Source organism: Halobacterium hubeiense, from assembly GCF_001488575.1.
Taxonomy (GTDB): Archaea; Halobacteriota; Halobacteria; order Halobacteriales; family Halobacteriaceae; genus Halobacterium; species Halobacterium hubeiense.
Genome location: NZ_LN831302.1, coordinates 399955 through 421139 on the forward strand (window position 1 = coordinate 399955; position 21185 = coordinate 421139).

27 protein-coding genes are annotated in these 21185 nt (G+C 70.3%); 19 read left to right on the forward strand and 8 right to left on the reverse strand.

All coding sequences use genetic code 11. The features are described 5' to 3' along the window. The first annotated feature begins 51 nt into the window (after positions 1-51). Together rnhA and HHUB_RS01965 are read left to right on the forward strand one after the other, a co-directional pair. On the forward strand, positions 52-648 hold the full coding sequence (gene rnhA, locus HHUB_RS01960) for a ribonuclease HI (protein WP_059055721.1): 597 nt from the start codon (positions 52-54) through the stop codon (positions 646-648). Beyond that, positions 641-1222: a DUF7108 family protein gene (locus HHUB_RS01965; protein ID WP_059055723.1), complete on the forward strand. Its 582-nt coding sequence runs from the start codon at positions 641-643 to the stop codon at positions 1220-1222. The genes rnhA and HHUB_RS01965 overlap by 8 nt, the downstream gene beginning before the upstream one ends. Positions 1223-1276: 54 nt before the next feature. Here the strand turns inward: HHUB_RS01965 and HHUB_RS01970 are convergent, their stop codons facing one another. Further along, positions 1277-1627 carry a PadR family transcriptional regulator gene (locus HHUB_RS01970; protein ID WP_059055725.1) on the reverse strand — a complete coding sequence of 117 codons (351 nt, stop codon included), beginning with the start codon at positions 1625-1627 and terminating at the stop codon, positions 1277-1279. A 106-nt stretch (positions 1628-1733) separates the two neighbouring features. Here HHUB_RS01970 and HHUB_RS01975 point away from each other — a divergent pair, with 106 nt between their 5' ends. From HHUB_RS01975 to HHUB_RS01985, 4 genes are all read left to right on the forward strand, one after another. Then, on the forward strand, positions 1734-2267 hold the full coding sequence (locus HHUB_RS01975) for an inorganic diphosphatase (RefSeq protein ID WP_059055726.1): 534 nt from the start codon (positions 1734-1736) through the stop codon (positions 2265-2267). Positions 2268-2400: 133 nt separating this feature from the next. Beyond that, positions 2401-2526 carry a hypothetical protein gene (locus HHUB_RS17485; RefSeq protein WP_256943869.1) on the forward strand — a complete coding sequence of 42 codons (126 nt, stop codon included), beginning with the start codon at positions 2401-2403 and terminating at the stop codon, positions 2524-2526. Between the two features lie 60 nt (positions 2527-2586). After that, entirely contained in the window at positions 2587-3696 is a 1110-nt protein-coding gene (locus tag HHUB_RS01980) for a DHH family phosphoesterase (protein WP_059055728.1), read from the forward strand. A gap of 87 nt (positions 3697-3783) precedes the next feature. Next, positions 3784-5130 (forward strand): alkaline phosphatase family protein, encoded by a 1347-nt coding sequence (locus HHUB_RS01985; RefSeq protein ID WP_059055730.1) that lies wholly within the window; start codon positions 3784-3786, stop codon positions 5128-5130. Here HHUB_RS01985 and HHUB_RS01990 read toward each other — a convergent pair. Further along, positions 5127-6200: a tubulin/FtsZ family protein gene (locus HHUB_RS01990; protein ID WP_059055731.1), complete on the reverse strand. Its 1074-nt coding sequence runs from the start codon at positions 6198-6200 to the stop codon at positions 5127-5129. The genes HHUB_RS01985 and HHUB_RS01990 overlap by 4 nt on opposite strands. Positions 6201-6279: 79 nt before the next feature. Between HHUB_RS01990 and HHUB_RS01995 the strand changes: the two genes are divergently transcribed. From HHUB_RS01995 to HHUB_RS02035, 9 genes are read left to right on the forward strand one after another with little or no spacing between them, the layout of a single operon-like run. Next, entirely contained in the window at positions 6280-6753 is a 474-nt protein-coding gene (locus HHUB_RS01995) for a DUF7310 family coiled-coil domain-containing protein (protein WP_059055733.1), read from the forward strand. Continuing rightward, positions 6750-7475, forward strand: a complete 726-nt coding sequence (locus tag HHUB_RS02000) for a DUF7286 family protein (RefSeq protein WP_059055735.1) — start codon at positions 6750-6752, stop codon at positions 7473-7475. Before HHUB_RS01995 ends, HHUB_RS02000 begins: the two co-directional genes overlap by 4 nt. 51 nt (positions 7476-7526) lie before the next feature. After that, positions 7527-7958, forward strand: coding sequence for a DUF5791 family protein (locus tag HHUB_RS02005; protein ID WP_059055737.1), 432 nt, complete (start codon positions 7527-7529; stop codon positions 7956-7958). Next, the gene (locus HHUB_RS02010) at positions 7958-8860 is read left to right on the forward strand and encodes an SDR family oxidoreductase (protein ID WP_059055739.1); all 903 of its coding nucleotides are present in this window, start codon (positions 7958-7960) and stop codon (positions 8858-8860) included. Before HHUB_RS02005 ends, HHUB_RS02010 begins: the two co-directional genes overlap by 1 nt. Positions 8861-8880: 20 nt before the next feature. Next, positions 8881-9969 carry an aldo/keto reductase gene (locus tag HHUB_RS02015; RefSeq protein WP_059055741.1) on the forward strand — a complete coding sequence of 363 codons (1089 nt, stop codon included), beginning with the start codon at positions 8881-8883 and terminating at the stop codon, positions 9967-9969. A gap of 39 nt (positions 9970-10008) precedes the next feature. Then, positions 10009-11208 carry an MFS transporter gene (locus HHUB_RS02020; protein WP_059055744.1) on the forward strand — a complete coding sequence of 400 codons (1200 nt, stop codon included), beginning with the start codon at positions 10009-10011 and terminating at the stop codon, positions 11206-11208. Between the two features lie 26 nt (positions 11209-11234). Next, positions 11235-12371, forward strand: a complete 1137-nt coding sequence (locus HHUB_RS02025; RefSeq protein ID WP_059055747.1) for a glycosyltransferase family protein — start codon at positions 11235-11237, stop codon at positions 12369-12371. Beyond that, positions 12368-12808: a DUF7109 family protein gene (locus tag HHUB_RS02030; RefSeq protein WP_059055749.1), complete on the forward strand. Its 441-nt coding sequence runs from the start codon at positions 12368-12370 to the stop codon at positions 12806-12808. Before HHUB_RS02025 ends, HHUB_RS02030 begins: the two co-directional genes overlap by 4 nt. 46 nt (positions 12809-12854) lie before the next feature. Next, positions 12855-13448 (forward strand): NUDIX hydrolase, encoded by a 594-nt coding sequence (locus HHUB_RS02035; protein ID WP_059055751.1) that lies wholly within the window; start codon positions 12855-12857, stop codon positions 13446-13448. A 5-nt stretch (positions 13449-13453) separates the two neighbouring features. On the opposite strand, the gene HHUB_RS16495 is transcribed toward HHUB_RS02035, so the two are convergent. Then, complete coding sequence (locus tag HHUB_RS16495) at positions 13454-13621, reverse strand: hypothetical protein (RefSeq protein ID WP_157533973.1); 168 nt, start codon at positions 13619-13621, stop codon at positions 13454-13456. Positions 13622-13742: 121 nt separating this feature from the next. Here HHUB_RS16495 and HHUB_RS02040 point away from each other — a divergent pair, with 121 nt between their 5' ends. After that, the gene (locus tag HHUB_RS02040) at positions 13743-14876 is read left to right on the forward strand and encodes an NAD(P)/FAD-dependent oxidoreductase (protein ID WP_059055752.1); all 1134 of its coding nucleotides are present in this window, start codon (positions 13743-13745) and stop codon (positions 14874-14876) included. Here the strand turns inward: HHUB_RS02040 and HHUB_RS02045 are convergent, their stop codons facing one another. Then, positions 14877-15308, reverse strand: coding sequence for an Hsp20/alpha crystallin family protein (locus HHUB_RS02045; protein WP_059055754.1), 432 nt, complete (start codon positions 15306-15308; stop codon positions 14877-14879). Continuing rightward, a complete protein-coding gene (locus tag HHUB_RS16980; RefSeq protein ID WP_169793380.1) occupies positions 15305-15463 on the reverse strand; it encodes a DUF7559 family protein in 159 nt (52 codons plus the stop codon). The genes HHUB_RS02045 and HHUB_RS16980 overlap by 4 nt, the downstream gene beginning before the upstream one ends. 102 nt (positions 15464-15565) lie before the next feature. On the opposite strand from HHUB_RS16980, the gene HHUB_RS02050 reads away from it, so the two are divergent. From HHUB_RS02050 to HHUB_RS02060, 3 genes are read left to right on the forward strand one after another with little or no spacing between them, the layout of a single operon-like run. Further along, complete coding sequence (locus HHUB_RS02050; RefSeq protein ID WP_059055756.1) at positions 15566-16792, forward strand: glycosyltransferase family 87 protein; 1227 nt, start codon at positions 15566-15568, stop codon at positions 16790-16792. Between the two features lie 18 nt (positions 16793-16810). After that, positions 16811-17635: a DUF429 domain-containing protein gene (locus HHUB_RS02055; RefSeq protein ID WP_059055758.1), complete on the forward strand. Its 825-nt coding sequence runs from the start codon at positions 16811-16813 to the stop codon at positions 17633-17635. A 35-nt stretch (positions 17636-17670) separates the two neighbouring features. Then, complete coding sequence (locus tag HHUB_RS02060; RefSeq protein WP_059055760.1) at positions 17671-19365, forward strand: radical SAM protein; 1695 nt, start codon at positions 17671-17673, stop codon at positions 19363-19365. 18 nt (positions 19366-19383) lie between these two features. Here HHUB_RS02060 and HHUB_RS02065 read toward each other — a convergent pair whose 3' ends face one another. The 3 genes from HHUB_RS02065 to HHUB_RS02075 form a co-directional block, all read right to left on the reverse strand. Then, entirely contained in the window at positions 19384-19788 is a 405-nt protein-coding gene (locus HHUB_RS02065) for a TRAM domain-containing protein (protein WP_059055762.1), read from the reverse strand. Between the two features lie 81 nt (positions 19789-19869). Next, positions 19870-20370 carry a universal stress protein gene (locus tag HHUB_RS02070; RefSeq protein ID WP_059055763.1) on the reverse strand — a complete coding sequence of 167 codons (501 nt, stop codon included), beginning with the start codon at positions 20368-20370 and terminating at the stop codon, positions 19870-19872. Between the two features lie 76 nt (positions 20371-20446). After that, on the reverse strand, positions 20447-21103 hold the full coding sequence (locus HHUB_RS02075) for a YkgJ family cysteine cluster protein (protein ID WP_059055765.1): 657 nt from the start codon (positions 21101-21103) through the stop codon (positions 20447-20449). Between the last annotated feature and the right edge of the window lie 82 nt (positions 21104-21185).

Consider the following 21185-nt stretch of genomic DNA (forward strand, 5'->3'; position numbering starts at 1 on the left):
CGCGTTCTCGGATAGTAACCCATATACGGGAGGGGAGGTGACTTCGACTCAATGCCGGTCGTAGAGTGCGACGTCGACGACGCGCGCGAACGACTCGACGCGGCGGGCGCGTCGTTCAGCGAGGGGAACTCCGAGTACGAGCGCTGGCACGCCGACCTCGGGGACGCCCACGCCGTCGCCTACGACGACAAGCTCGTCGTGCAGGGCGGTACCCCCACGGACATCACTGCCGTCGTCGAACCCGACCGCGGCGGCCGCGTGCACGCGTACTTCGACGGCGCGAGCCGCGGCAACCCCGGTCCCGCCGCCGTCGGCTGGGTGTTGGTCTCCGGTGACGGCATCGTCGCGGAGGGTAGTGAACGCATCGGCCGCGCGACCAACAATCAGGCCGAGTACGAGGCCCTGCTCGCCGTGCTGGAGGCCGCCGCCGAGTTCGGCTTCGACGAGATCGAGATTCGCGGGGACTCCCAGCTCGTCGAGAAGCAGGTGAAGGGCGCGTGGGACACCAACGACCCCGAACTCCGGGAGAAGCGCGTCCGCGCGCGAGAACTGCTCGGCCGCTTCGAGGACTGGTCGCTGACCCACGTTCCGAGAGAGGTAAACGACCGCGCCGACGAACTAGCCAACGAAGCCCTCGACGATGACTGACCTCCCCGACGACGTAGTCGACGAAGCCGAACGGCTCACTCGCCTCACCCGCGACGCCGTGGACGACGCCGCGGCCGAAGCGTACCGCGAGCGCCGCGACGCACTGCTCGCCGACCACGGGTTCGTGCCGCGCGTCCGCGAGCGCGACGACACGCTCGTCTGTTACCCCGGCGACTGGCTCGACGACGACGGCCGCGTCCAGCTAGACGACGTCGAGGACACCGACCGCGCGGCCGAGGTGTCGCTGTCCGGCCCCGGCGAGCAGGGCGACTACGAGGCGGCCGCCGCGCGCAACGAGGAACTCGTCGAGCGCGTGCGCGAGCGCCACGGCGACGTCCACGGCGACAACGCCGCGGCGTTCGCGGAGTTCATGAACAACTACTACGCGCGCCCGATGGACGCGGCCGACGACCGCGAGCGCGAGGAGTTTCTCGACGAGTACTTCCCGCGGAACGCGTGGCCGACCGACGAGCAGCGCGAGCGCGTCGAGGCGTCGCTGGACCTGATTTCCGAGGTCGCGGCCGAGGACGGCGACGACTCGGAATCCACCGCCGACCCCGCGCCCGAGCAGTAGGCGGCGCTGCCGCTACGGAACTCGGCGCGTGAAAAGTTGTGTCTGGAAGAACCGTTAGTTCTCGGCGACGATGTCGCGGACCTGCTCCTTGCGGTCCTCGTCGGTGAGGAACTTCGAGAGCGTCCACTCGAGGTCGTCGAGGACGGCGTCGAAGCCGTCGTCGGTGAGTTCGTACTGGTTCGTGCGCTTGTCGAGCTCGGACTTCTCGACGAGGCCCTTGTTGACGAGGTCGTCGAGGTTCGGGTAGAGCCGACCGTGGTTGACTTCCTGGCCGTAGTAGTCTTCGAGTTCGCGCTTGATAGCGAGGCCGTAGCGGGCTTCCTCGGCGAGTACGGTGAGGATGTTCTTCTGGAACGCAGTCAGGTCGCGCACGTCCGTACGTGCAGCAGGTTGTGCCTCTGACATAGCTAACTGGAAGGCGCGCATACATTTAAACACTTCTCAATTGAGTGGAGTTTGCCCCGCTCGGGATGCGAAAAGCCTATTTCCGCCCGACAAACACCTGTGCGTCATGGCGAACCTCTGGGAAGACCTCGAGACCGGACCGGACGCACCCGACGTGATTTACGCGGTCGTCGAGTGCCTGAAAGGCGAGCGCAACAAGTACGAGTACGACAAGGACATCCCGGGCGTGGTGCTGGACCGCGTGCTCCACAGCAACGTCCACTACCCCTCGGACTACGGCTTCATCCCGCAGTCGTACTACGACGACGAGGACCCCTTCGACGTGCTGGTGCTCGTCGAGGACCAGACGTTCCCCGGCTGCGTCATCGAGGCGCGCCCGGTCGCCCTGATGAAGATGGACGACGACGGCGAGCAGGACGACAAGGTCATCGCGGTGCCCGACGAGGACCCCCGCTACGACCACATCGACGACCTCGAAGACATCCCCCAGCAGGAACTCGACGAGATCGAGGAGTTCTTCGAGACGTACAAGAACCTCGAGGCGGGCAAGGAGGTCGAGACGCTGGGCTTCGAGGACGCGGCGGCGGCGAAGGACGCCATTGAGCACGCCCAAGACCTCTACGACGAGAAGTTCGCGTAACGCGTCGCCCTGATTCTCCGCTTTTTCGCGCCGACCAGCGGCGGCGATAACCACGGGGTATCAGGCGCCGCCCGGTCGATGTGTTATGCGCATGGGTAATTATTTCCGGTGGTGTGCCGTACTATCGAGCGTAATGGCCGCCAGCCACTCACAGTTCGGCGTTCGCCACGTCACCGTCGTCCCGACGAACTTCCAGTCCGCAGACAGCGACGACGAGGACGGGACAGCCGACGCGAGCGCGACCGATCCCTCCCACTGAGCCGACACCGCGGGCCGCCCGGGACAACATACTTAACGATTCACGTGGACTCTCGGCGTAATGCTCCCCGAGGTCGGCACGGTCTCGACGCCCGTGCTCGCGCTCGCGGCCGGGGCTGTCGCGGTCGGCGGCGCCGGCGCCTACGCCCTCACCGCGGTGCTCCGACGCCGCCGAACCGACACCGACGACGAGAACTTCGCGCGGCTCCGCGACACCATCGCGAGCCTCGAATCCGTCGCGCTCGTCGTCCCCGAGAACCCCAGCGTCGACGCGCTCGCGGCCGCCATCGGGCTCCGCGAACTCTGCAACCAGTGGGGCGTCACCGCGCGCGTGTTCGCCGAGGACGACGTCACCAGCGACGACGCCAAGGCCTTCTGTAACCTCTTCGACGTCTCCCTCGACGTCGCCGGCAACTCCCTCGACGACTTCGACGGCGCGGTCGCCGTCGGCGGCGGCGGCACCGTCCCGTCGTTCGCCAACCGGCCGCCCGTCGTCGCCGTCGTCCGCCACCGGCCCGCGGCGGTCGACCACTCGCTGGTCCTCGACGGCGACGACGCCGGCGCCACTTCCACCATCGTCGCGCGGTTCGTCGAGCGAGCCGGTCTCACGCCCGAACAGGACGTCGCCACCGCGCTCCTCTACGGCATCCGCGCGGGCACCCGGGAGTTCCGGCGCGTGCGCTCCCGCGAGGACTTCCGCGCCGCGACCTTCCTCCAGGAGTTCGCCGACCAGGGGACCATCGACGCGCTGCGCGCGCCCGGCATGAGCGGCGAGACGTTCGACGTCATCGGGCACGCCATCAGGAACCGGGAGCGCCGCGCGAGCTTCGCGGTCACGAACGTCGGCTCCGTCCCGTCCGTGAGCGCGCTCGAAGAGGCCGCCGACACCCTCCTCCGGCTCGACGGCGTCTCCTCGGCGGCCGCGTTCGGCGTCCACGAGGACACCGTCGTCACCGCGTGTCGCGCCGACGACGTGCGCACGAGCGCGATGGACGTCCTCTCGTCGGCGTTCGACCAGACGGACGCGCTCGGCGGCGACGCCGACACCGCGACCGCGCGCGTCCCGCTGGGGCTGTTCAGCCGCGTCAGCTCCGACCAGCAGTCCACGCTCGACGAGCTCATCGACGCGAGCACGCGGAAGGCGCTGTTCTCGGCGTTCGAACAGGCCTGAGCTGGCAAACGTGGCTGGTGTCGCGGACACCGGCCAGTTGCCGCCGTAAGACGAACCCTTTTGTGCGTCAGCGGCGACGCGGACTGTATGGGTCTGTTCGACCGACTCCGCGGCGGCGACGGCTCGCGGGTCGCGTTCATCGGCATCGACGGCGTCCCGTACAGCCTGATTCGGGACGAGCCCGAGACGTTCCCGAACCTCCACGACGTCATCGAATCGGGCGGCGGCGGCGCCATCGACAGCATCGTCCCGCCGGAGTCCAGCGCGTGCTGGCCGTCCCTGACGACGGGCGTCAACCCCGGCGAGACCGGCGTCTACGGGTTCCAGGACCGCGAGGTCGGCAGCTACGACACGTACGTCCCGATGGGCCGGGACGTGCAGGCCGACCGCGTCTGGGACCGCGTGACCGACGCCGGTCGGGACGCCACCGTCCTCAACGTCCCCGTCACGTTCCCGCCCCAGCGCAACGTCCAGCGGATGGTCTCGGGGTTCCTCTCCCCGGGCATCGAGAAGGGCTCGCACCCCGAGTCGGTCGGCGACTACCTCGACTCCATCGGCTACCGCATCGACACGAACGCCAAGCTCGGCCACCAGGACGACAAGTCCGAGTTCATCGCGGACGCCCACGAGACCATCGACGCCCGACACGAGGCGTTCCTGAACTACGTCCGCGAGGACGACTGGGACCTCTTCTTCGGCGTGTTCATGACGACCGACCGCGTCAACCACTTCCTGTTCAAGGACTACGAGCAGGACGGCGAGTACAAGCAGGAGTTCCTGGAGTTCTACGAGAAGGTCGACGAGTACATCGGCGAAATCCGCGCGGAGCTGGACGACGACGTGACGCTGGTCGTCGCCTCCGACCACGGGTTCACCAGCGAGGACTACGAGGTCCACCTCAACCAGTGGCTCGAAGACGAGGGCTGGCTGTCCTTCGAGGACGAGGACCATGACAGCCTCGAGGACATCAGCGACGACACGACGGCGTACTCGTTCATCCCAGGGCGCTTCTACGTCAACCTCGAAGACCGCGAGCCGCGCGGGAGCGTCCCCGAGTCCGAGTACGAGGACGTGCGCGCGGAACTGAAGGAGGAACTGCTCGCGCTGGAGGGGCCGGACGGCCGGCCGGTCGTCGATCGCGTCGTCCCCAAGGAGGAGGCCTTCGACGGCGCCCACGACGAGATCGCGCCCGACCTCGTCGCCATCCCGAACCACGGCTTCGACCTGAAGGCGGGCTTCTCGGGCGCCGACGACGTGTTCAGCGTCGGCCCGCGCAACGGCATGCACTCCTTCGAGAACGCCACGCTGCTCTCAGACGCCGAGGACGTCTCCGTCCCCGAGGGCACCGACCTCTTCGACGTCACGCCGACGCTCTTGGACCTCCTCGACGTGGAGTTCGACGCCCGCGAGTTCGACGGCGAGACGCTCGTCTAGAGCAGGTCGTCCAGCTCGTCGTTCTGGAAGTCCTCGGTGGCCTGCTCCTGTTCGACGGTCTCGCTTGCCTCCTTCGCGCGCTCCATGAACTGCTCGATGCGCTCGGAGCGCGAGATACCAGACAGCAACACCAGCACCGCGATCTTGTCCGAGTCCAGCGGGAAGTCACCGCCGCGGACCTGCATACTGCGGGTCTCCTCTTCGACCCACGACCGCGCCTTCTCGACGCCCTTCCGGGAGACGCGGTCGGCCTCCCCAGCGACGACGACTAGCGCCGCGCCCGCTTCGGTAGTCTCGGGCACGCTCATCCCCGTAAGCAGGGACTTCCGCGCGGTCGAGGTGACGACGTTGACGTTCTCGCCGGCGTCGGGGGCGGCGTCCGCGCTCGCGAACCCGACCGCGGACATGTTCCCGGACTTGAGCGTGTTGATGACCTCGCTGGAGTCGACGACGCTCTCCCCGACGCCCTCGACGTTCTCGCCGGCGGCCAGCAGGATGCCGACGCGGCGCGCGATGCGCTCGTTGATGGCGTCGAACGCCTCGGTGACGCTCCGCCCGGTCTCGCGCCACGCGTCGTTGTCCACGAGCAGCGTCGAGTCGGCCTCCCGGACGAGCGTCTTCAGCGACCGGCCGGCGTTGGCCTGATAGATGCCGCCTTCGTCCCGGCCGGGGAGGATGCCGAGCGCGTACACGGGAATCTCGTGGACGCGCTGGAGTTCCTTCACGAGGACGGGCGCGCCGCCGGAGCCGGTGCCGCCGCCGAGGCCGGCGACGACGAAGATGGCCTCCGTCTGGGCGTCGATGACGCCGTCGAGCGCGCCGACGACCTCGCGGACGTCGCTCTGCATCACTTCCGCGCCGAGCTCGTTGTCCGCGCCGACGCCGTGGCCTTTCACGCGCTCCTGGCCGATGAGGATGGTGTCGATGTCCAGCGGTTCGAGGTCGGCTTTCGCGGTGTTGACTGCGAGTGCGCCACGGACGGCGCCGTAGCCGGCGCGGCGGTCTTCTGCGAGGAGGGCTTCGGTGACCTTTCCGCCGGCCTGGCCGACGCCGATGAGGGCGGCTTTCATACGCCGTTCATCACGGGGGGAGAGCATCAACGTTGCGCCGTCCCGACACTTAAACGGGAGGACGGGACCACCAACCGTCGTGTCCCGCGACGACCTCGACGAACGGCTGCGAGCGGTGGAACGCGCGATGACCGACGGCGACGCCGCGGTCAGCGATCTCTCCGAGGCGGCAGCCGTCCACGACCGCCTCGACGACGTCGAAGCGGAGCTGGCCGACCTCGCGGAGCGACTGGACGCCCTCGACGCGACCGTGCAGTCGCTGCACGGCTACGTCGGCGACCTCGAAGCCGTCAACGAGCGCGTCCAGCGGCGCGCGGACGCCGCCCGCGAGGCGGTCGAACGTCTCGAAGCCGAGCAGCGACGACCACCGCAACGCACCCCGAACGCGGAGCGTGCAGACGCCACCGCTTCCGCGGACTCTGCCGATGCGACGGGCACTGCCGCGACCGCCGACACTGCCACGCACCGCGACGAGACGACTGCCGACGCCGAGCGCTTCGAGGCGGAGACCGAGGACGACTCGCTGCTCGACCGCGTGCGAGAGTCGCTGTGAGCGTCCGCGTCGTGCTCGCGGCATCGCCGCGCTCGTTCACGGAGCGCGAACGCCGAACGGCGACGCGGCGCGCGTTCGAGCGCTGGGACTCCGTCCACGAACGCGGGAGTGCGGTCGGCAACGGCTCGGCGGCGGCAGCGGCCGCGGCGGAGGCCGCTCGCGTCGCCGACGCCACGCCACGGCAGCGCGACCAGTTGGCGACGCGGCTCCGAGCGGCCTCCACCGACGTCGTGGACAGCGACGCCGTCCGCGTGGAGAGTGGCGTCGTGCAGGATACGGCTGGTCTCGCCCGCGACGTCGGGAGCGCCATCGCGGAGAACGCGCTCTCGGAGGCCGGGTCGGTGGCGGCCGAGAAGGCCGCGAAGCGCCTCGGCGCGGCGGACGTCGGCGCGGTGCCGGCGGGTCTGCCGCTGGCGCCCGTGCCGGGGTTCTGGTACGCGACGGCGAACGCGTGGTCGGTGTCGGTGCGCGGGTCGTACGCCCGGTTCGCGGTCCGCGCCGACGGCGGCTCGCCGGTCGGCCCCGGCGACGGCACCGCGTACGTCCGGGAGGACGCGAACGTCGCGTTCGACGTCGACGGGGACGGCGACACGGAGCGCGTCGGGCGCAACGAGTGCGTGTCCTTCGAGGTCGAGGCGACGGTTGGCGTGGTCGTGCCGGCGGGGCCGCGCGGCGTCGGCGACGTGGACGGGAACGCCGACGAGCAGTCCGCGGGGTGGTGAGCCGTCGCGGCAAGCGTAGCCTCCTTGAACGGCGAGCACGTACGGGAACGCGTGCTAGCCGACGAAATTCAGGACGCGGAAGCGGTGACCGCCGAGGACGTTCGCGCGGAGTACGAGGCGGCGCTGGCTCGCGTCGTCGAAGCGGAGGGCGTTGACGCCGTCGCCGAGGCGTCGGGCGTCGACGCAGAGCGACTCGCGGCGCTCGTCGACGGCGAGCGCGTCGAGTTCACCGTCGAGGAGGCCGCGGGCGTGTTCGCGGTCAGCGACGACTGGCCGGACGCCGAGGGGCTCCTGCTGGAGGTGCGGGACAACCTGATGCTCCAGATGAGTTCGGCCGTGCTGGACGTGGAGGCGCTCGCCAGCGGGCTCGGCGACGAGTTCGACCCGAAGGAGATTCAGCAGAAAATCGAGGGCCGTCAGCCGATGACGCTCGGCGAGTACGCCCGCATCTACCACCACGTCGCCAGCGAGAACCCCTACTGATGGACGTCGCGATTCTGGGCTGCGGGTACGTCGGCCTCGAACTCGGCCGCCAGCTCGCGGCCGCCGGTCACAGTCCCGTCGGCGTCCGGCGCTCCGAGGATGGCCTCGCGGCGATTCACGACGCGGGCTTCGACGCCGTGCAGGCGGACGTCACCGACGCCGATTCGCTGTCCGCAGTCCCGGACGTGGACGCCGCGGTGTTCGCGGCGAGTTCGGGCGGCCGCGGCGCGGACGCCGCTCGCGAGGTGTACGTCGAGGGCTTGCGGACGGCAATCGAACACTTCGGCGCTCGCGAGGACTCCCCGGAGCAGTTCGTGTACACGTCGAGCACGGGCGTCTACGGCGACCACGACGGCGACTGGGTGGACGAGGAGACGCCGCTGGACCCGACCACGGAGAAGACGGAGGTGCTCGTGGAGGCCGAGCGCGTCACCCGCGAGCGTGCGTCCGACTTCGGGATGGACCCGACCGTCGTGCGGTTCGCGGGGCTGTACGGCCCGGACCGCTACCGCCTCACGCGCTACCTTGACGGCCCCGTCACCGAGGGCTACCTGAACATGGTCCACCGCGAGGACGCGGTGGGCGTCGTGCGGTTCGCGCTCACCGACGACGCGGCCGCCGACAGCGAGGTGCTGCTGGCGGTCGACGACGAACCGGTGTCGAAGTGGGAGTTCGCCGACTGGCTCGCCGAGGCAGCGGGCGTCGAGCACCCCGAGAAGCAGACCGTCGAGGAGCGCCTCGAAGCCGGCGACCTCTCGGAGCCGGCCGAGCGGCGCCTCCGCACGAGCAAGCGCTGCTCGAACGACCGGCTTCGCGAGCTGGGCTACGAGTTCGCGTACCCGACGTTCCGCGAGGGGTACCGCGCGGCCGTCGAGGCGTTCCGTCGCGGGGAGTACAAGTAACGCGGCGGCGAAGGCCCGGTATGGCTACTGCTGACGGGACGTTCCAGTACAAGGAGCGCTTCAGCGAGGACAAGGCGCGGACGTACTTCCGGAGCGTCCGCGACCGCGCGCTCTCCAGCGTCGGGCTCGGCACGTACCTCGGTGAGCCGACCGACGACGTCGACGACGCCTACTACGAGACGATTCGCGCGGCCGTCGAGGGCGGCTGCAACGTCGTGGACACGGCCATCAACTACCGCCACCAGCGCAGCGAGCGCGTCGTCGGCCGCGCGCTCGCCGACGCCGACGTGGACCGCGAGGAAGTGTTCCTCGCGACGAAGGGCGGGTTCGTGCCGTTCGACGAGTCCCGGCCGGAGGACCCCGGGGAGTTCGTCGCCGAGGAGTACGTCGACAGCGGGATTCTGGACACGGACGACCTCGCGCACGGCAGCCACGCCATCGCGCCCGGCTTCATCGAGGACCAGCTGGACCGATCGCTGCGGAACCTCGGCGTGGACAAGATCGACCTCTACTACGTCCACAACCCCGAGACGCAGCTTGACGCACGGCTCTCCGGCGCGGTCTACGACCAGCTGGAGGCGACCTTCGAGCGGCTGGAGGAGCGCGTGGCCGCGGGCGACATCGAACACTACGGCGTGGCGACGTGGGAGGCGTTCCGCGTCCCGCGCACCCACGACCACTTCCTCGACCTCGGGGAAATCATCTCGCGGGCGCGGTCGGCCGCCAAGACCGCCGGGAACACCGCGACGCACCTGCGCGCGATTCAGGTGCCGTTCAACGTCTTCATGGCGGACGCGTTCACCGTCCAGTCGCAGGAGGGGCCGGAGGGCGACCAGAGCGTGCTGTGGTACGCCCACGAGGCCGGCCTGAACGTGTTCACGTCCGCGAGCCTCGCGCAGGGACAGGTGCTGGAGGGCATCCCGGACGAGGTGGACGAGAAGCTCGACGGGGACACGCCCGCCCAGCGCGGCCTGAACTTCGCGCGCAGCGCGCCCGGCGTCACGTCCGCGCTCGCCGGGACGACCAGCCCCGAGCACGTCCGAGAGAACGTCGCCGCGGGGACGTTCGAGCCGCTGGGCGCGGACGCCTTCGACGCGGTCTTCGAGTAGAACCGTAAGAATTGACCCCGCGAGCCGTCAACTCCGGCCGTGTCCGGTACGTCCGCCAGTGACGCGCGCCGCGTCCGGCTGTTCGGGTCGCTTTGCGCGCTCGTGTTCCTCGTGAACTTCGGGCGCGTCGTGTTCGCGCCGCTGGTCGCGCCCCTGCAGGCCGACTTCGTGACCAGCGACGCCGCCGTCGGGCTGGTGGCGACGCTGGCGTGGCTGGGGAGCGCGCTCCCGCGGCTACCGACGGGCTGGCTGTTGACGCGCGTCGACCGCCACCACGTCGTCCTCGGCACGGGCGCGCTCCTCGCCGTCTCCTCCGCGGGGATGACGCTCGCGCCGTCCATCGAGTTCGTGATGGCGGGCGCGTTCCTCGTGGGGGTCTCGTCGGGCGCGTACTTCGTCGCCGCGAACCCCCTCATCAGCGAGCTGTTCCCCGAGCGCGTCGGCCGCGTCGTCGGCGTCCACGGCACCGCCTCCCAGTTGGCGGCCGCGCTCGCGCCCGTGCTCGTCGGCCGCGTCCTCCTCGAAGCGTACACGTGGCGCGCGCCGTTCTACCTGCTCTCCGCGGCCGCGGTCGTCGCCACCGCCGTCATCTACGTGCTCGCCGGCCGCACCGACCTCCCGGCGGCCGGCGCCGCGGACCGCGACCTGCTCGGCGCGATTCGCCGCCAGTACCGGGTCGTCGTGCTCGGCGTCGTCATCGTCGGCGTTGCGGGCCTCGTCTGGAACGGCTTCTTCAACTTCTACATCAAGTTCCTCACCGAGACCAAGAACATCCCGAGCAGCACCGCCGAGACCCTGCTCACGGTGGTGTTCGCGGCGGGCGTACCGGCGTTCTGGTACACCGGCCGGCTCGCCGACCGCTTCCGCCACGTACCGCTGATGCTCGCGGTGCTGGGCGGCTTCGTCGCGTCCCTGCTCGCGATGACGGTCGTCGACAGTGTCGTCGGCGTCGCCGCCGTCTCGGTCGTGCTCGGGTACGCCGTCCACAGCCTCTTCCCCGCCATCGACACGTTCCTGCTGGACAGCCTGCCGGACAGCGACCGCGCGAGCGCGTACGCCGGCTACAGCTCGGTGATGATGGTCGTGCAGGCGATGGGGAGCGTCGTCGTCGGGACGCTGGTCGGCGCGGGCTTCGGCTACGACGGCGTCTTCCGCGTCTCGGGGGTCGCGCTCGCGGTGCTGGTCGTCGCGCTGGTCGCGCTCTACCGCGCCGGCCGACTGCCCGCTGGCGCAAGTTAGTTCCCGGCGGCGGCCCGAGCGTGGGTATGGACTACACGCAGGAGCGCGTGGCGACGCTCCACGACTACGGCGGCGCCGACCCGGCCGCGCCGACGGGCCGGGCGGCCGTCGTCGTCCCGATGACCGACCGCGAGTACGCCGGGCTCGCCCCGGAGCGCGTGTTCTCCGAGCTGGAGCGCGTCGACCCCGCGGAGGTCGTCGTGCCGCTGCGCGCGCCCGCCGAGCGCGTCCCCGAGTTCCGTGACTGGCTCGCCGACTTCGACGTGCCCCTCACTGTCTTGTGGTGCGACGGCCCGCGTGTCGAGGCACTGCTGGACGACGCGGGACTGGCGGGCGAGCGCGGGAAGGGCCGGGACGTCTGGCTGGCGCTCGGCGTCGCCGCGCGCCACGACTACGTCGTCGTCCACGACGCCGACACGACCACGTACGAGGCCCGCGACGTGCGGAAGCTCCTGTTCCCGCTCGCGGACGGGTTCGAGTTCTCGAAGGGCTACTACGCGCGCGTCGAGAACGACCGGCTGTACGGCCGGCTCTTTCGGTTGTTCTACGAGCCGCTCGTGGACGCGCTCGCCGACAGCCACGACCACGAGGTGCTGGACTTTCTGGGGGCGTTCCGGTACGCACTCGCCGGCGAGTGCGCGATGACCGCGGACCTCGCACGCGGTCTGCGCGTCCAGCGGCGCTGGGGGCTGGAGGTCGGCACGCTGGGTGAGGCGTTCCGGCTCGCGGGCACGGACGGCGCCGCGCAGGTCGATTTGGGGCGCTACGAGCACGACCACCGCGCAGTCTCCGGGCCGACGGGCCTCTCGGAGATGAGCGAGGGCGTCGGCGCGGCGCTGTTCCGCGCCGTCGAGGACGCCGGCGTGGAAGTCGACTACGACGCGCTCGCCGAGCGCTACCTCGACGCCGCCGACCGGTTCGTGCGGGCGTACGGCGCGGACGCCGCGTTCAACGACCTCGACTACGACGGCGAACAGGAGCGCGCGCAGACCCGGACGTACGCCGACGCCATCGCCGAACCCGGCACGGACACGCGGTTGCCGGCGTGGACTGACACCAGCCTCGACGCCGACGAGGTGGCCGCCGCGGCCGCCGCGGACGCCGAGGAGGCCGCCGCGCGGGCGGGAGGTTCAAGCGACTCCGCGACCGACGGGGAGCCGTGAACGGCGACGAACTCGCTGGCGTCGTGGACCTCTTCGGCGCGCTCACCCGCGACGAACTCCACGACGCGCTCGAAGAACTGGCGTTCAAGCGCGGCGACGACTTCGACGCCGACGCGGCCGACGAGACCGTGATGGACGCGCTCCGCGACTACTACCTCGTGGCCGTCGACCGCGAGGGCGGCGACCGCGTGCTCGTCCCCGGGCCGGTCGCGTTCCCGGAACTCCCCGAGAACGCGGTGGACCTCCCGCACATTCTGGACGTCGAACCCCGCGACCTCGACCGCGAGACGCTCGCCGCGGCGGTGCGTGCGCGCCTCGAATCGGACGCCGCCGACGCCGACGACGAGCGCGCGCGCTACCTCGTGGACGTGACCTACGACGCGGAGGCGTGGGCGCCCGTGGACCTCGCGGACGTCCGCGAGTCGCTGACCGAGTGAGCGGGACTGCGCGTGAGTTAAGAGTGTCGCGGTGCTTCCCCCGGACATGGACCTGTCGCGGGTGGCCGCCCACGAGCCGGAGCGGGTCACCGACGAGGACCGCGACGCTGCGGTGCTCGTTCCCGTCGTCGAGCGCGAGGACGGCCCGGCGCTGGTGTTCACGAAGCGCGCCGACCACCTCGGCGAACACCCCGGGCAGATGAGCTTCCCGGGCGGCGGCCGCGAGCCCAGCGACGACGACCTCCGGGAGACGGCGGCCCGCGAGGCGTACGAGGAAATCAGCCTGCTGCCCGAAGAACTCTCCTACGAGGGACAACTCGACGACATCGCCACCATCACCGGGTACTCCGTGACGCCGTTCGTCGCGCGCGTCCCGGACCGCGAGTTCGTCCCCGACGAGCGCGAGGTCGACGAGGTCGTCGTGCTCTCGCTTTCGGACCTCACGGACCCCGCCAACTACGAGGTCGAGAAGCGCATCCACCCCTCCTACGGCGAGGCCATCGTCCACTTCTTCCACGTCGACGGCTACACGGTCTGGGGGGCGACCGCGCGCATCCTCGTGCAGTTTCTGGACCTCGCGTGCGGGTGGACGCCGCCGGACCGCGAGCCCGAGGTCGTCGAGGTCGAGCCGGACGACTGACGCTCCTACTCGACGGTGACGAGGAACGTCTTCCCGCCGCGGCGCTCGATGAACGCCTCCTCGTGGGTGTCCGCGTAGGCGGCGACGCCGGCGGCGGTCATCTCCGAGACGTCGATGCGGCGCTCGGGGCTATCCGCGGTCGACTGCGAGCGGCGTCGGTGCTGCAGTGCCATATCCGGAGTGTCGGCCGCTACCCGCTTGAACCCCACCCGTGCGCGGTGAAAGTGAAACTGACGGACTGCGCCGGCCTCCGCGGTCCGCGGCAGTTATGCCGGTCGCGGTGCATCCGCCGGCATGGACGAGTTCAGCGACGCCGACGACGACCGCGGCGCGGGCCGCTCTATCGCGGTCGTCGGCGCCGGCGCAGTCGGCCTGACCGCGGCTCACGACCTCGCGGCGCGCGGCGCAGCCGTCACCGTCTACGAGCGCGGCGACGTCGCGGGCGAGAGCACGGGCCGCGCCGCGGGGATTCTCTACGACGCGTACGCCGAGGACGTGGACGCGCGCATCGCGGGCCGCGCCATCGAGCGCTTCCGCGCGCTCTCGGGCACCGGCGGCTTCGAGTTCCGGGAGACGCCGTACGTCTGGTTCGTCACCGAGCCCGGCCGGAAAGCCGACGCCATCCGCGAACAAGTCGACGGGATGGTGCGCAACGACCGCCGCGTCGAGCGCGTGGACGCCGACGACCTCGCCGCCGAGTACCCCGCGCTCCGCACCGAGGACGTGGTGGAAGCCGCCGTCTCCCGGAACGCGGGCGTCGCGGACACCGCGGCGTACGCCGACGCCGTCGCGGAGTTGGCGGTCGCCGAAGGCGTCGAACTGCGCGAAGGGACGGCCGCGAGCGTCGCGCTCGACCCGCCGCGCGTGAACGGCGACGCCTACGACGCCGTGCTCGTCGCCGCCGGCGCGCACACCGCTCGCGTGCTCGCGGACGCCGGCGTCTCGGTTCCCCTGAAGCCGTACCGCGTGCAGGCGCTCACCGCCGACTTCTCTGGGGAGATTCCGACGCTGTACGACGCCACGGAGGGCTACTACGCGCGCCCACACCCCGAGGGCGTGCTCGCCGGCGACGGCACCGAGGAGGTCGAAGCCGACCCCGAGGCGTACGACCGCGACGGCGACGACTGGTTCGTGGACGCGATGCGCGAGCGGCTCGCCGACCGCGTTCCCGGCTTCGAGCCGGACGTCCACCGCGCGTGGGCGGGCCTGTGTACCGCCACCCCGGACCGCGACCCGCTGCTCGGCGAACTCGCAGACGGGCTCTACGTCGCCGCCGGCTGGCAGGGCCACGGCTTCATGCGCGCGCCAGCGACCGGGGAAGCAATCGCAACAGAAATCCTGGGCGGGGAGGGCGTCCCCGCGTTCGACCCGACGCGCTTCGACGGCGACGAGGTCTTCGAGGTCGTCGAAGGGATGACCGTCGAGTAACTACTCGTCGTCTTCGTCGTCTTCGGGCGTCGTCACGTCCACGTCGGTGCCCGCGGATTCGTCCTTCGGGAGGAAGACGTACAGCGCGCCGTTGTCGCGTAGCTCCGCGCGGGCCTCGTCGGCGTCCACGACGGCGTCCGCGGGGAGTTCCGCGCGCCCGTCGAGCTTGAGGCCGCGGCCCGGGAACACCATCTCGAACTCCTCGCGGAACTCCCGGAACCGGTCCACGCGGACCTCCACGGCGCCGTCCACGTAGTTCACCTGCACGTCGCTGGCGGTCGCGCCCGGCGCGTCGAACACCACGAGGTACTCGTCGTCGCTCTCCAGCACGTCCACCGGGAGCGGCGACTCCTCCTGCATATGGGAGGCCGCCCGGCCCAGCCGCTCGAAGACGGCGTCGCCGACGTCCTCGGCGAACTCGCGGACCGTCATAGCTCGATTCGCTCCAGGCAGTCGGTCCCACCACACAGCGGGCACTGGAGGTCCTCGATAGTGAGGTCCTCGCTGACGTCGTACGTGTAGTGGTTCTCGAACATGTCGAGCTCGCAGTCGTCGCTGGTGCACTTCAGTTCCTCGGTGGCGGGCATACCCGGTGGTTGGGGCGGCGAGTGCAAAAAGGGGCGGGCCGCGGTGAGAACGACTGCGGGCACACCCCAAGACGAAAGTACTGCGGCGTCGGTGCGTGAGCCATGGCCTCGGTTCGCGCGCCGCGACTCGTCCTCCTCGCGGGCGTGCTCGCGGGCGTCGCCAACACCGCCCTCTTTCCGCTCCGGAACCCCGAGCAGGTCGCGCTCGCCACGGACGTCTACTACTACTCGGCGCGCGCCGCGCTCCGCGGCGCGGACTTCTACGCCGTCAACCCGCTCGGGCAGACCGGCTTCGTCTACCCGCCCGCGGTCGTGCTCGCGTTCGTCCCGCACGCCGCGCTCGGCGACCCCCTGCTCGCGTACGCCCTCCAGTGGCTCCTGAACCTCGCCGCGCTCGCCGCGCTCGCCGTGCTCGTCGTCCGCGCCGTCGAGCGAGCGGGTGTCGCGCTAACCCGCTTCGACCGTGCACTCATCACCGCCGCCGTGTTCCTCGTCGGCCCCGTCGGCGTCAATCTCGTGATGGGGCAGGTGAACCCGCTGCTCGCGCTCGGCCTCGCGGGCGGCGCCGTCCTCCTCGAACGCGACCGCGACACCGCCGCCGCCGGCGCGGCGTTCGGTTTGGTCGCGCTCGTGAAACTGTTCCCCGCGCTCGTCGGCGTCTGGCTGCTCCGCCAGCGCGCGTGGCGCGCCGTCGCGGCCGCGACTGCGACGGGACTCGCGGGCCTCGCCGTCGGCTTGCTCGCGTTCGGCCCGGACGCCTCGGTCACCTACTTCACGGAGACGCTCGCCGGCGAGAGCGCGGTCGCGTCGTTCGCCGACGGCACCGACTCGACGGCGCCGTACGCCACGATTCGCCGGCAGTTGGCCGCGCTCGCGCCCGGGCTGCCCGCGTCGTGGCTGCTTCCGGTCGGCGCGCTCGTGCTCGCGCCCGTCTTCGCCGGCGTGAACCGCGCGGTCGGTGACTTCCGGAGCCGGCTCGTCGCGCTCCAAGGCACGCTGCAAGCCACGCTGTTGCTGCTCCCGCTGGAGCCGTTCTACGCGATTCTCGTCCTGTTTCCGCTGCTCGCGCTGTTGTACGCGCTCGGCGACGGCTGGCCGCGCCGGCTCCTCCTCGCTGGCGTGCTCCTGCTGTTGGTCCCTATCATGTGGCCGACCATCACCACCGCGATGGCCGTCCTTCCCGCGGGCGTCGCCGCCGTCCTCCGCGACGCCGCCACCGGCCTGTTCTCGTTCGTCCTCCCGCCGACGGTCGGCGCGTGGCTCGTGCTCGCGGGCTGCCTGCTCTACCAGCACCGCGCGGCTACGGAGCGGGCGAACGGTTTTGCGTGACGGGTGTCAGTTCGCGGTATGGGATTCGAGACCGTCTACGGCGTGGACTTCAGCGGTGCGCGGGAGGCCGGCGAGAACATCTGGGTCTCGGAGGTGGACGTGACCGGCGACGAGCCGGCGGTGGTCGGTTGTCAGCCCGCGACGGCCGCACTCGAAGACCACTACGTCGGAGCGACGACGACGGACCGCGAAGCCACGCTCGACGCGCTCGTCTCGTTCGTCGCGTCCCGACCCGCCGAGTCCGTCGTGGGGTTCGACTTCCCGTTCTCCGTGTCCGAACGCGCCGCTCGCGGCGCGTTTGACGCCGAGACGTGGGAGGAAGTCCTCGATGCGGTCGCGGACTGTGCGGGCGCCGACGAGTACGCCGAGGCGTGCGCCGAGTGGGCGCGCGAGCACACTGACGGCACCTACCTGAAACGGGACACCGACGAGGAGTGGGGCGCGTTCTCACCGTACCACTTCTTCGTGAACGCGCAGGCGTACCACGGGATGGCCGACGTGCTCGCCGAGCTCCGCGACGAGACGACGGTCGTCCCATTCGACGCGCTCCGCGGCGACCCGGTGGTTGCGGAAGTCTACCCCGCCGCGACATTGGACGTGCTCGGGCTCTGCCGAGAGGGATACAAGGGCGATGACCCGGGCGAACAACGCCGCCGAAAACGGAATCTGGAGGGGGTCACGGAACGCGCCGACCTGTCCGTTCGGCCCGCAGTCCGCGACCGAATCATCGCCGACAGCGAGGGCGACGCGCTCGATAGCCTCGTCGCCGCCGTCGCCGCACTCCGGAACGCCGGCGACTTCGACGACGGCGACAGCGGCGTCGAGGGCCGCATCTACGTGTAGTTACGTTCTTACGCGTCGAAGCCCAACGCCGGTGTATGACTGACTCCGCGGAGTTGGACGTGACGCTCGTGGACGGCTACGTCGACGAGCCGGCGCACTTCGGTGTGCCGCCGTACATCTCCACGTATCCGCGGTACGCGGCCGGCGCGCTCGTGGACGCCGGCGTCCCCGAGGACCAGATTACGTACCACACTATCGACGAGCTCCGCGAGGAGAAGTCGAAGTTCAACGACGTCGCGGACGCCGACCTCTTCGTCTACGTCGGCGGGATGACCGTCCCCGGGAAGTACGTCGGCGGGACGCCCGCCGAGCCCGACGAGGTTCGGGAGATGGCGTGGGTCGCGGAGGGCACGAGCATCATGGGCGGGCCGGTGCGATTCGGCGTCGGCGAGGAGAACGCGGGCGCCCAGGAGATGGAGCGCTCGGACCTCGACTTCGACTTCCTCGCGATGGCGGACGTCGAGGCCGCCGTCTACGACCTCGTGAACAACGGACTGGAGGGGTTCGAGGACCGCTACCGGGACAACGAGGAAATCGACCGCTGGGGGGCGAAGGGCGCGTTCGTCGTCGAACAGCACCCCAACTACCCCGACTACCTCATCTGCGAGATGGAGACCTCGCGGGGCTGCGCGTACCGGTGTTCGTTCTGCACGGAGCCGATGTACGGCGACCCCGGATTCCGGAGCGCCGAGAGCGTCGTGCGGGAGGTCGGGAACCTCTACGACCACGGCGCCCGGCACTTCCGGCTCGGCCGGCAGGCGGACATCCTCGCGTTCGGCGGGGACGGCGAAGCGCCGAACCCGGACGCGCTCCGGCGGCTCTACGGCGGCATCCGGGAGGTCGCGCCCGAGTTGGAGACGCTGCACCTCGACAACATGAACCCGGTGACCATCGTGGACTACCCCGAGAAGTCCCGGGAGGCCATCCGCATCATCGCCGAGCACAACACCGCCGGCGACACCGCGGCGTTCGGCCTCGAATCCGCCGACCCCGTGGTGCAGGAGGAGAACAACCTCCTCGTGTCCGCCGAGGAGTGTCTGGAGGCAGTTCGGGTCGTCAACGAGGTCGGCGGCTGGCGTCCCGGCGAGTCACCCGAGGTCGCGCCCACGTACGGTGACGAGGCTACCAACCGCCTGCCGAAGATTCTCCCCGGCATCAACCTCGTGCACGGCCTGACCGGCGAGCGCGAGGAGACGTTCGCGCACAACAAGCGCTTCCTCCAGAACGTCCTGGACGAGGGCCTGATGCTGCGCCGCATCAACATCCGGCAGGTGATGGCGTTCGAGGGCACCGACATGGCCGAGACGGGCGCCCAGCTCGCCGAGGACCACAAACAGCAGTTCAAGCGCTACAAGCAGGACGTCCGGGAGAACATCGACAACGCGATGCTGAACCGCGTGGTGCCGCCGGGCACGCTCCTGAAGGACGTCCACCTGGAGTACCACCAGGACGGGAAGACGTTCGGCCGCCAGCTCGGCACGTACTCGCTGCTCGTGGGGATTCCCGGCGAGCGCGAACTCGGGCGCACCATCGACGTCGCGGTCACCGACCACGGCTACCGGTCGGTCACGGGCGTCCCGCACCCGCTGGACGTCAACGAGGCGTCGATGGACGAACTCACCGCGATTCCCGGCATCGGCAAGAGCACCGCCGGCGACCTGCTCGTCGACCGGCCCCACGACTCCGCGCCGAGCGTCGAGGACGCGGACCTCGCGAAGTTCACGCGGTAAAAGACGGCTGTAGCGCGTTCAGTACTCGTCTTCGATGATTTCGCCGACCGCGAAGTTCGATTTGACTTCCGTCACTTCGATTTTCACGCGCTCGCCGATTTCGGCGTCCGGCACGATGATGACGTAGCCGCGTTCGACGCGCGCGATGCCGTCGCCCTGCTTGCCGATGTCCTCGATTTCCACGTACCGAATCTCGCCCTCCTCCACGGGGGGCTGGGGTTCGGATTCGGCGGGTTCGCTGGTCGCCTCGGTCTCGGTGCTGGCCTCGGCGTCGGCCTGCGAGATGAGCGCGACGCGGTAGACGTCGCCGGGGTCGACGGAGCCGGCTTCGACTTCGCTCCGCGGGATTTCGACGACGTACTCGTCGTCTTTGACAGTCACTTCCGCACTGAACAGACAGAGGAGTTGGTCAGAGATTTCCATGACAGGCCTCCATTCGTGCGTGTCGGCCCCGTGACTTAATCGTTGCCACGGTCGCGGCGCGGGCGCGGCAGTCACCCGTGGTCAGTAGAAGTCCGGCTTCCCGCGGTCGCGTGGCGCCGCGTCCCGGAGCTTGGTGACCTCCGTTGGTGCCCGGTGCCGCACGATGACCACGTCGTAGCTGTCGTCGGCGGCCACCGAGCTGCCGACGCTCCCCAGTCCTGTCACCATGCGGCCAGCGTTCTCGCTGCCGACGAACACCATCGAGGCGTCCTCGTCGCGGGCCACCTGTTTCAGTCTGGTCGTGACGGCGCCCATCGGCGCCCGCTTGTCGACGACTTCGTGTCGGAAGTCGACGTCGGGCGCGAGGTCGGTCACCTGCTCGTGGAGCCGGCCCACGACCGCGTTCAGGTCGAACGCTTCGTCAGCTCCGAGCCAGTCGCGCTCGCGCGCGTACCGCTCGTTCCCGTCCGGGACGACGACCACTGCCAGCACGCGCTCGTCGAGGACCGTGCTGAACTCGCTCGCTCGAACGAGTGCGGCTTCCGCGAGCGCCGACCCGTCGAAGGGAACGACGAACGTCATGCGTGTTCGTACGACGGCCTCCTCGAAATGTTCAGAGGAGCTTCCCGGAACGTGGGAACCGGGCCGGCGCTCGCAGCTACGGCCTCGTCTCGTAGGCCGTCCCGTCTGGGCGTTTCGCGCCCTCGGAGTCGTGGACGACCGTCTCGTCGGGGGCGGGGTCGGCGGGCTCGTAGTTGTCCCGGACGGCGATGGCCTCCTCGATGTCGCGGACGGCGCGCTCCTTCAGCGCTTCCGCCAGCGACTCGGCGTTCTCACGGGAGATGTCCCGTCCCAGCCCCTCGCACTCGTGAGCGCGCACCATCCCCGACTCGTCCACCGCCTCGCCCATCGGCTGGCTCGTCCCGCCGAGCGCGACGCTGAACGGGTACGTCTCGCAGATGAGCGGGCGGCTGTCGTGGACTGTGCACGCGCCAGTCCCGTCCTTGTCCTCCTCGTAGAACGTGCAGTCCCCGCACGCCGCCGTCTGGAGCGCCCACTCGAACGTCTCGCCCGTGCCGTCCTCATCGAGCCCGTACGGCATCGGGCGCGCGACCTCGCGCCAATCCCGCTCTGTCTCGTCCTCCAACTCCCGGACTTCGCCGGGGAACACGGTCGCCGTGTGCGGGTCGTCGTCCTCGCTCTTGCAACAGGCCCCACACCGCGTGCACTCGAAGCCGATGGCCTCGATGGCGTCCGCGAGGTCGGCCACGTCGAGGCCCCGAGCGCGTTCGAGTTCGACTTCGAGCTCCTCCATGCGCGTGGATTGGCAGTGGGTGCGGAAAAGATTCGCGGGCTAGGTATCGGTTGGTCTATCCCTCCGTCAGGCTCCGGCTACG

Coding starts and splice junctions, on each gene's coding strand:
- HHUB_RS01990 (WP_059055731.1), bottom strand. CDS start 6,200: ATGAAAGCCGCCCTCATCGGCGTCGGCCAGGCCGGCGGAAAGGTCACC.
- HHUB_RS02070 (WP_059055763.1), bottom strand. CDS start 20,370: ATGACGTTCGTCGTTCCCTTCGACGGGTCGGCGCTCGCGGAAGCCGCA.
- HHUB_RS02050 (WP_059055756.1), top strand. CDS start 15,566: ATGGCCTCGGTTCGCGCGCCGCGACTCGTCCTCCTCGCGGGCGTGCTC.
- HHUB_RS02055 (WP_059055758.1), top strand. CDS start 16,811: ATGGGATTCGAGACCGTCTACGGCGTGGACTTCAGCGGTGCGCGGGAG.
- HHUB_RS02075 (WP_059055765.1), bottom strand. CDS start 21,103: ATGGAGGAGCTCGAAGTCGAACTCGAACGCGCTCGGGGCCTCGACGTG.
- HHUB_RS02010 (WP_059055739.1), top strand. CDS start 7,958: ATGGACGTCGCGATTCTGGGCTGCGGGTACGTCGGCCTCGAACTCGGC.
- HHUB_RS02040 (WP_059055752.1), top strand. CDS start 13,743: ATGGACGAGTTCAGCGACGCCGACGACGACCGCGGCGCGGGCCGCTCT.
- HHUB_RS02045 (WP_059055754.1), bottom strand. CDS start 15,308: ATGACGGTCCGCGAGTTCGCCGAGGACGTCGGCGACGCCGTCTTCGAG.
- HHUB_RS02065 (WP_059055762.1), bottom strand. CDS start 19,788: ATGGAAATCTCTGACCAACTCCTCTGTCTGTTCAGTGCGGAAGTGACT.
- HHUB_RS01970 (WP_059055725.1), bottom strand. CDS start 1,627: ATGTCAGAGGCACAACCTGCTGCACGTACGGACGTGCGCGACCTGACT.
- HHUB_RS16495 (WP_157533973.1), bottom strand. CDS start 13,621: ATGGCACTGCAGCACCGACGCCGCTCGCAGTCGACCGCGGATAGCCCC.
- HHUB_RS01985 (WP_059055730.1), top strand. CDS start 3,784: ATGGGTCTGTTCGACCGACTCCGCGGCGGCGACGGCTCGCGGGTCGCG.
- HHUB_RS17485 (WP_256943869.1), top strand. CDS start 2,401: ATGGCCGCCAGCCACTCACAGTTCGGCGTTCGCCACGTCACCGTCGTC.
- HHUB_RS02015 (WP_059055741.1), top strand. CDS start 8,881: ATGGCTACTGCTGACGGGACGTTCCAGTACAAGGAGCGCTTCAGCGAG.
- HHUB_RS01965 (WP_059055723.1), top strand. CDS start 641: ATGACTGACCTCCCCGACGACGTAGTCGACGAAGCCGAACGGCTCACT.
- HHUB_RS02060 (WP_059055760.1), top strand. CDS start 17,671: ATGACTGACTCCGCGGAGTTGGACGTGACGCTCGTGGACGGCTACGTC.
- HHUB_RS01980 (WP_059055728.1), top strand. CDS start 2,587: ATGCTCCCCGAGGTCGGCACGGTCTCGACGCCCGTGCTCGCGCTCGCG.
- HHUB_RS02035 (WP_059055751.1), top strand. CDS start 12,855: ATGGACCTGTCGCGGGTGGCCGCCCACGAGCCGGAGCGGGTCACCGAC.
- HHUB_RS02025 (WP_059055747.1), top strand. CDS start 11,235: ATGGACTACACGCAGGAGCGCGTGGCGACGCTCCACGACTACGGCGGC.
- rnhA (WP_059055721.1), top strand. CDS start 52: ATGCCGGTCGTAGAGTGCGACGTCGACGACGCGCGCGAACGACTCGAC.
- HHUB_RS16980 (WP_169793380.1), bottom strand. CDS start 15,463: ATGCCCGCCACCGAGGAACTGAAGTGCACCAGCGACGACTGCGAGCTC.
- HHUB_RS01975 (WP_059055726.1), top strand. CDS start 1,734: ATGGCGAACCTCTGGGAAGACCTCGAGACCGGACCGGACGCACCCGAC.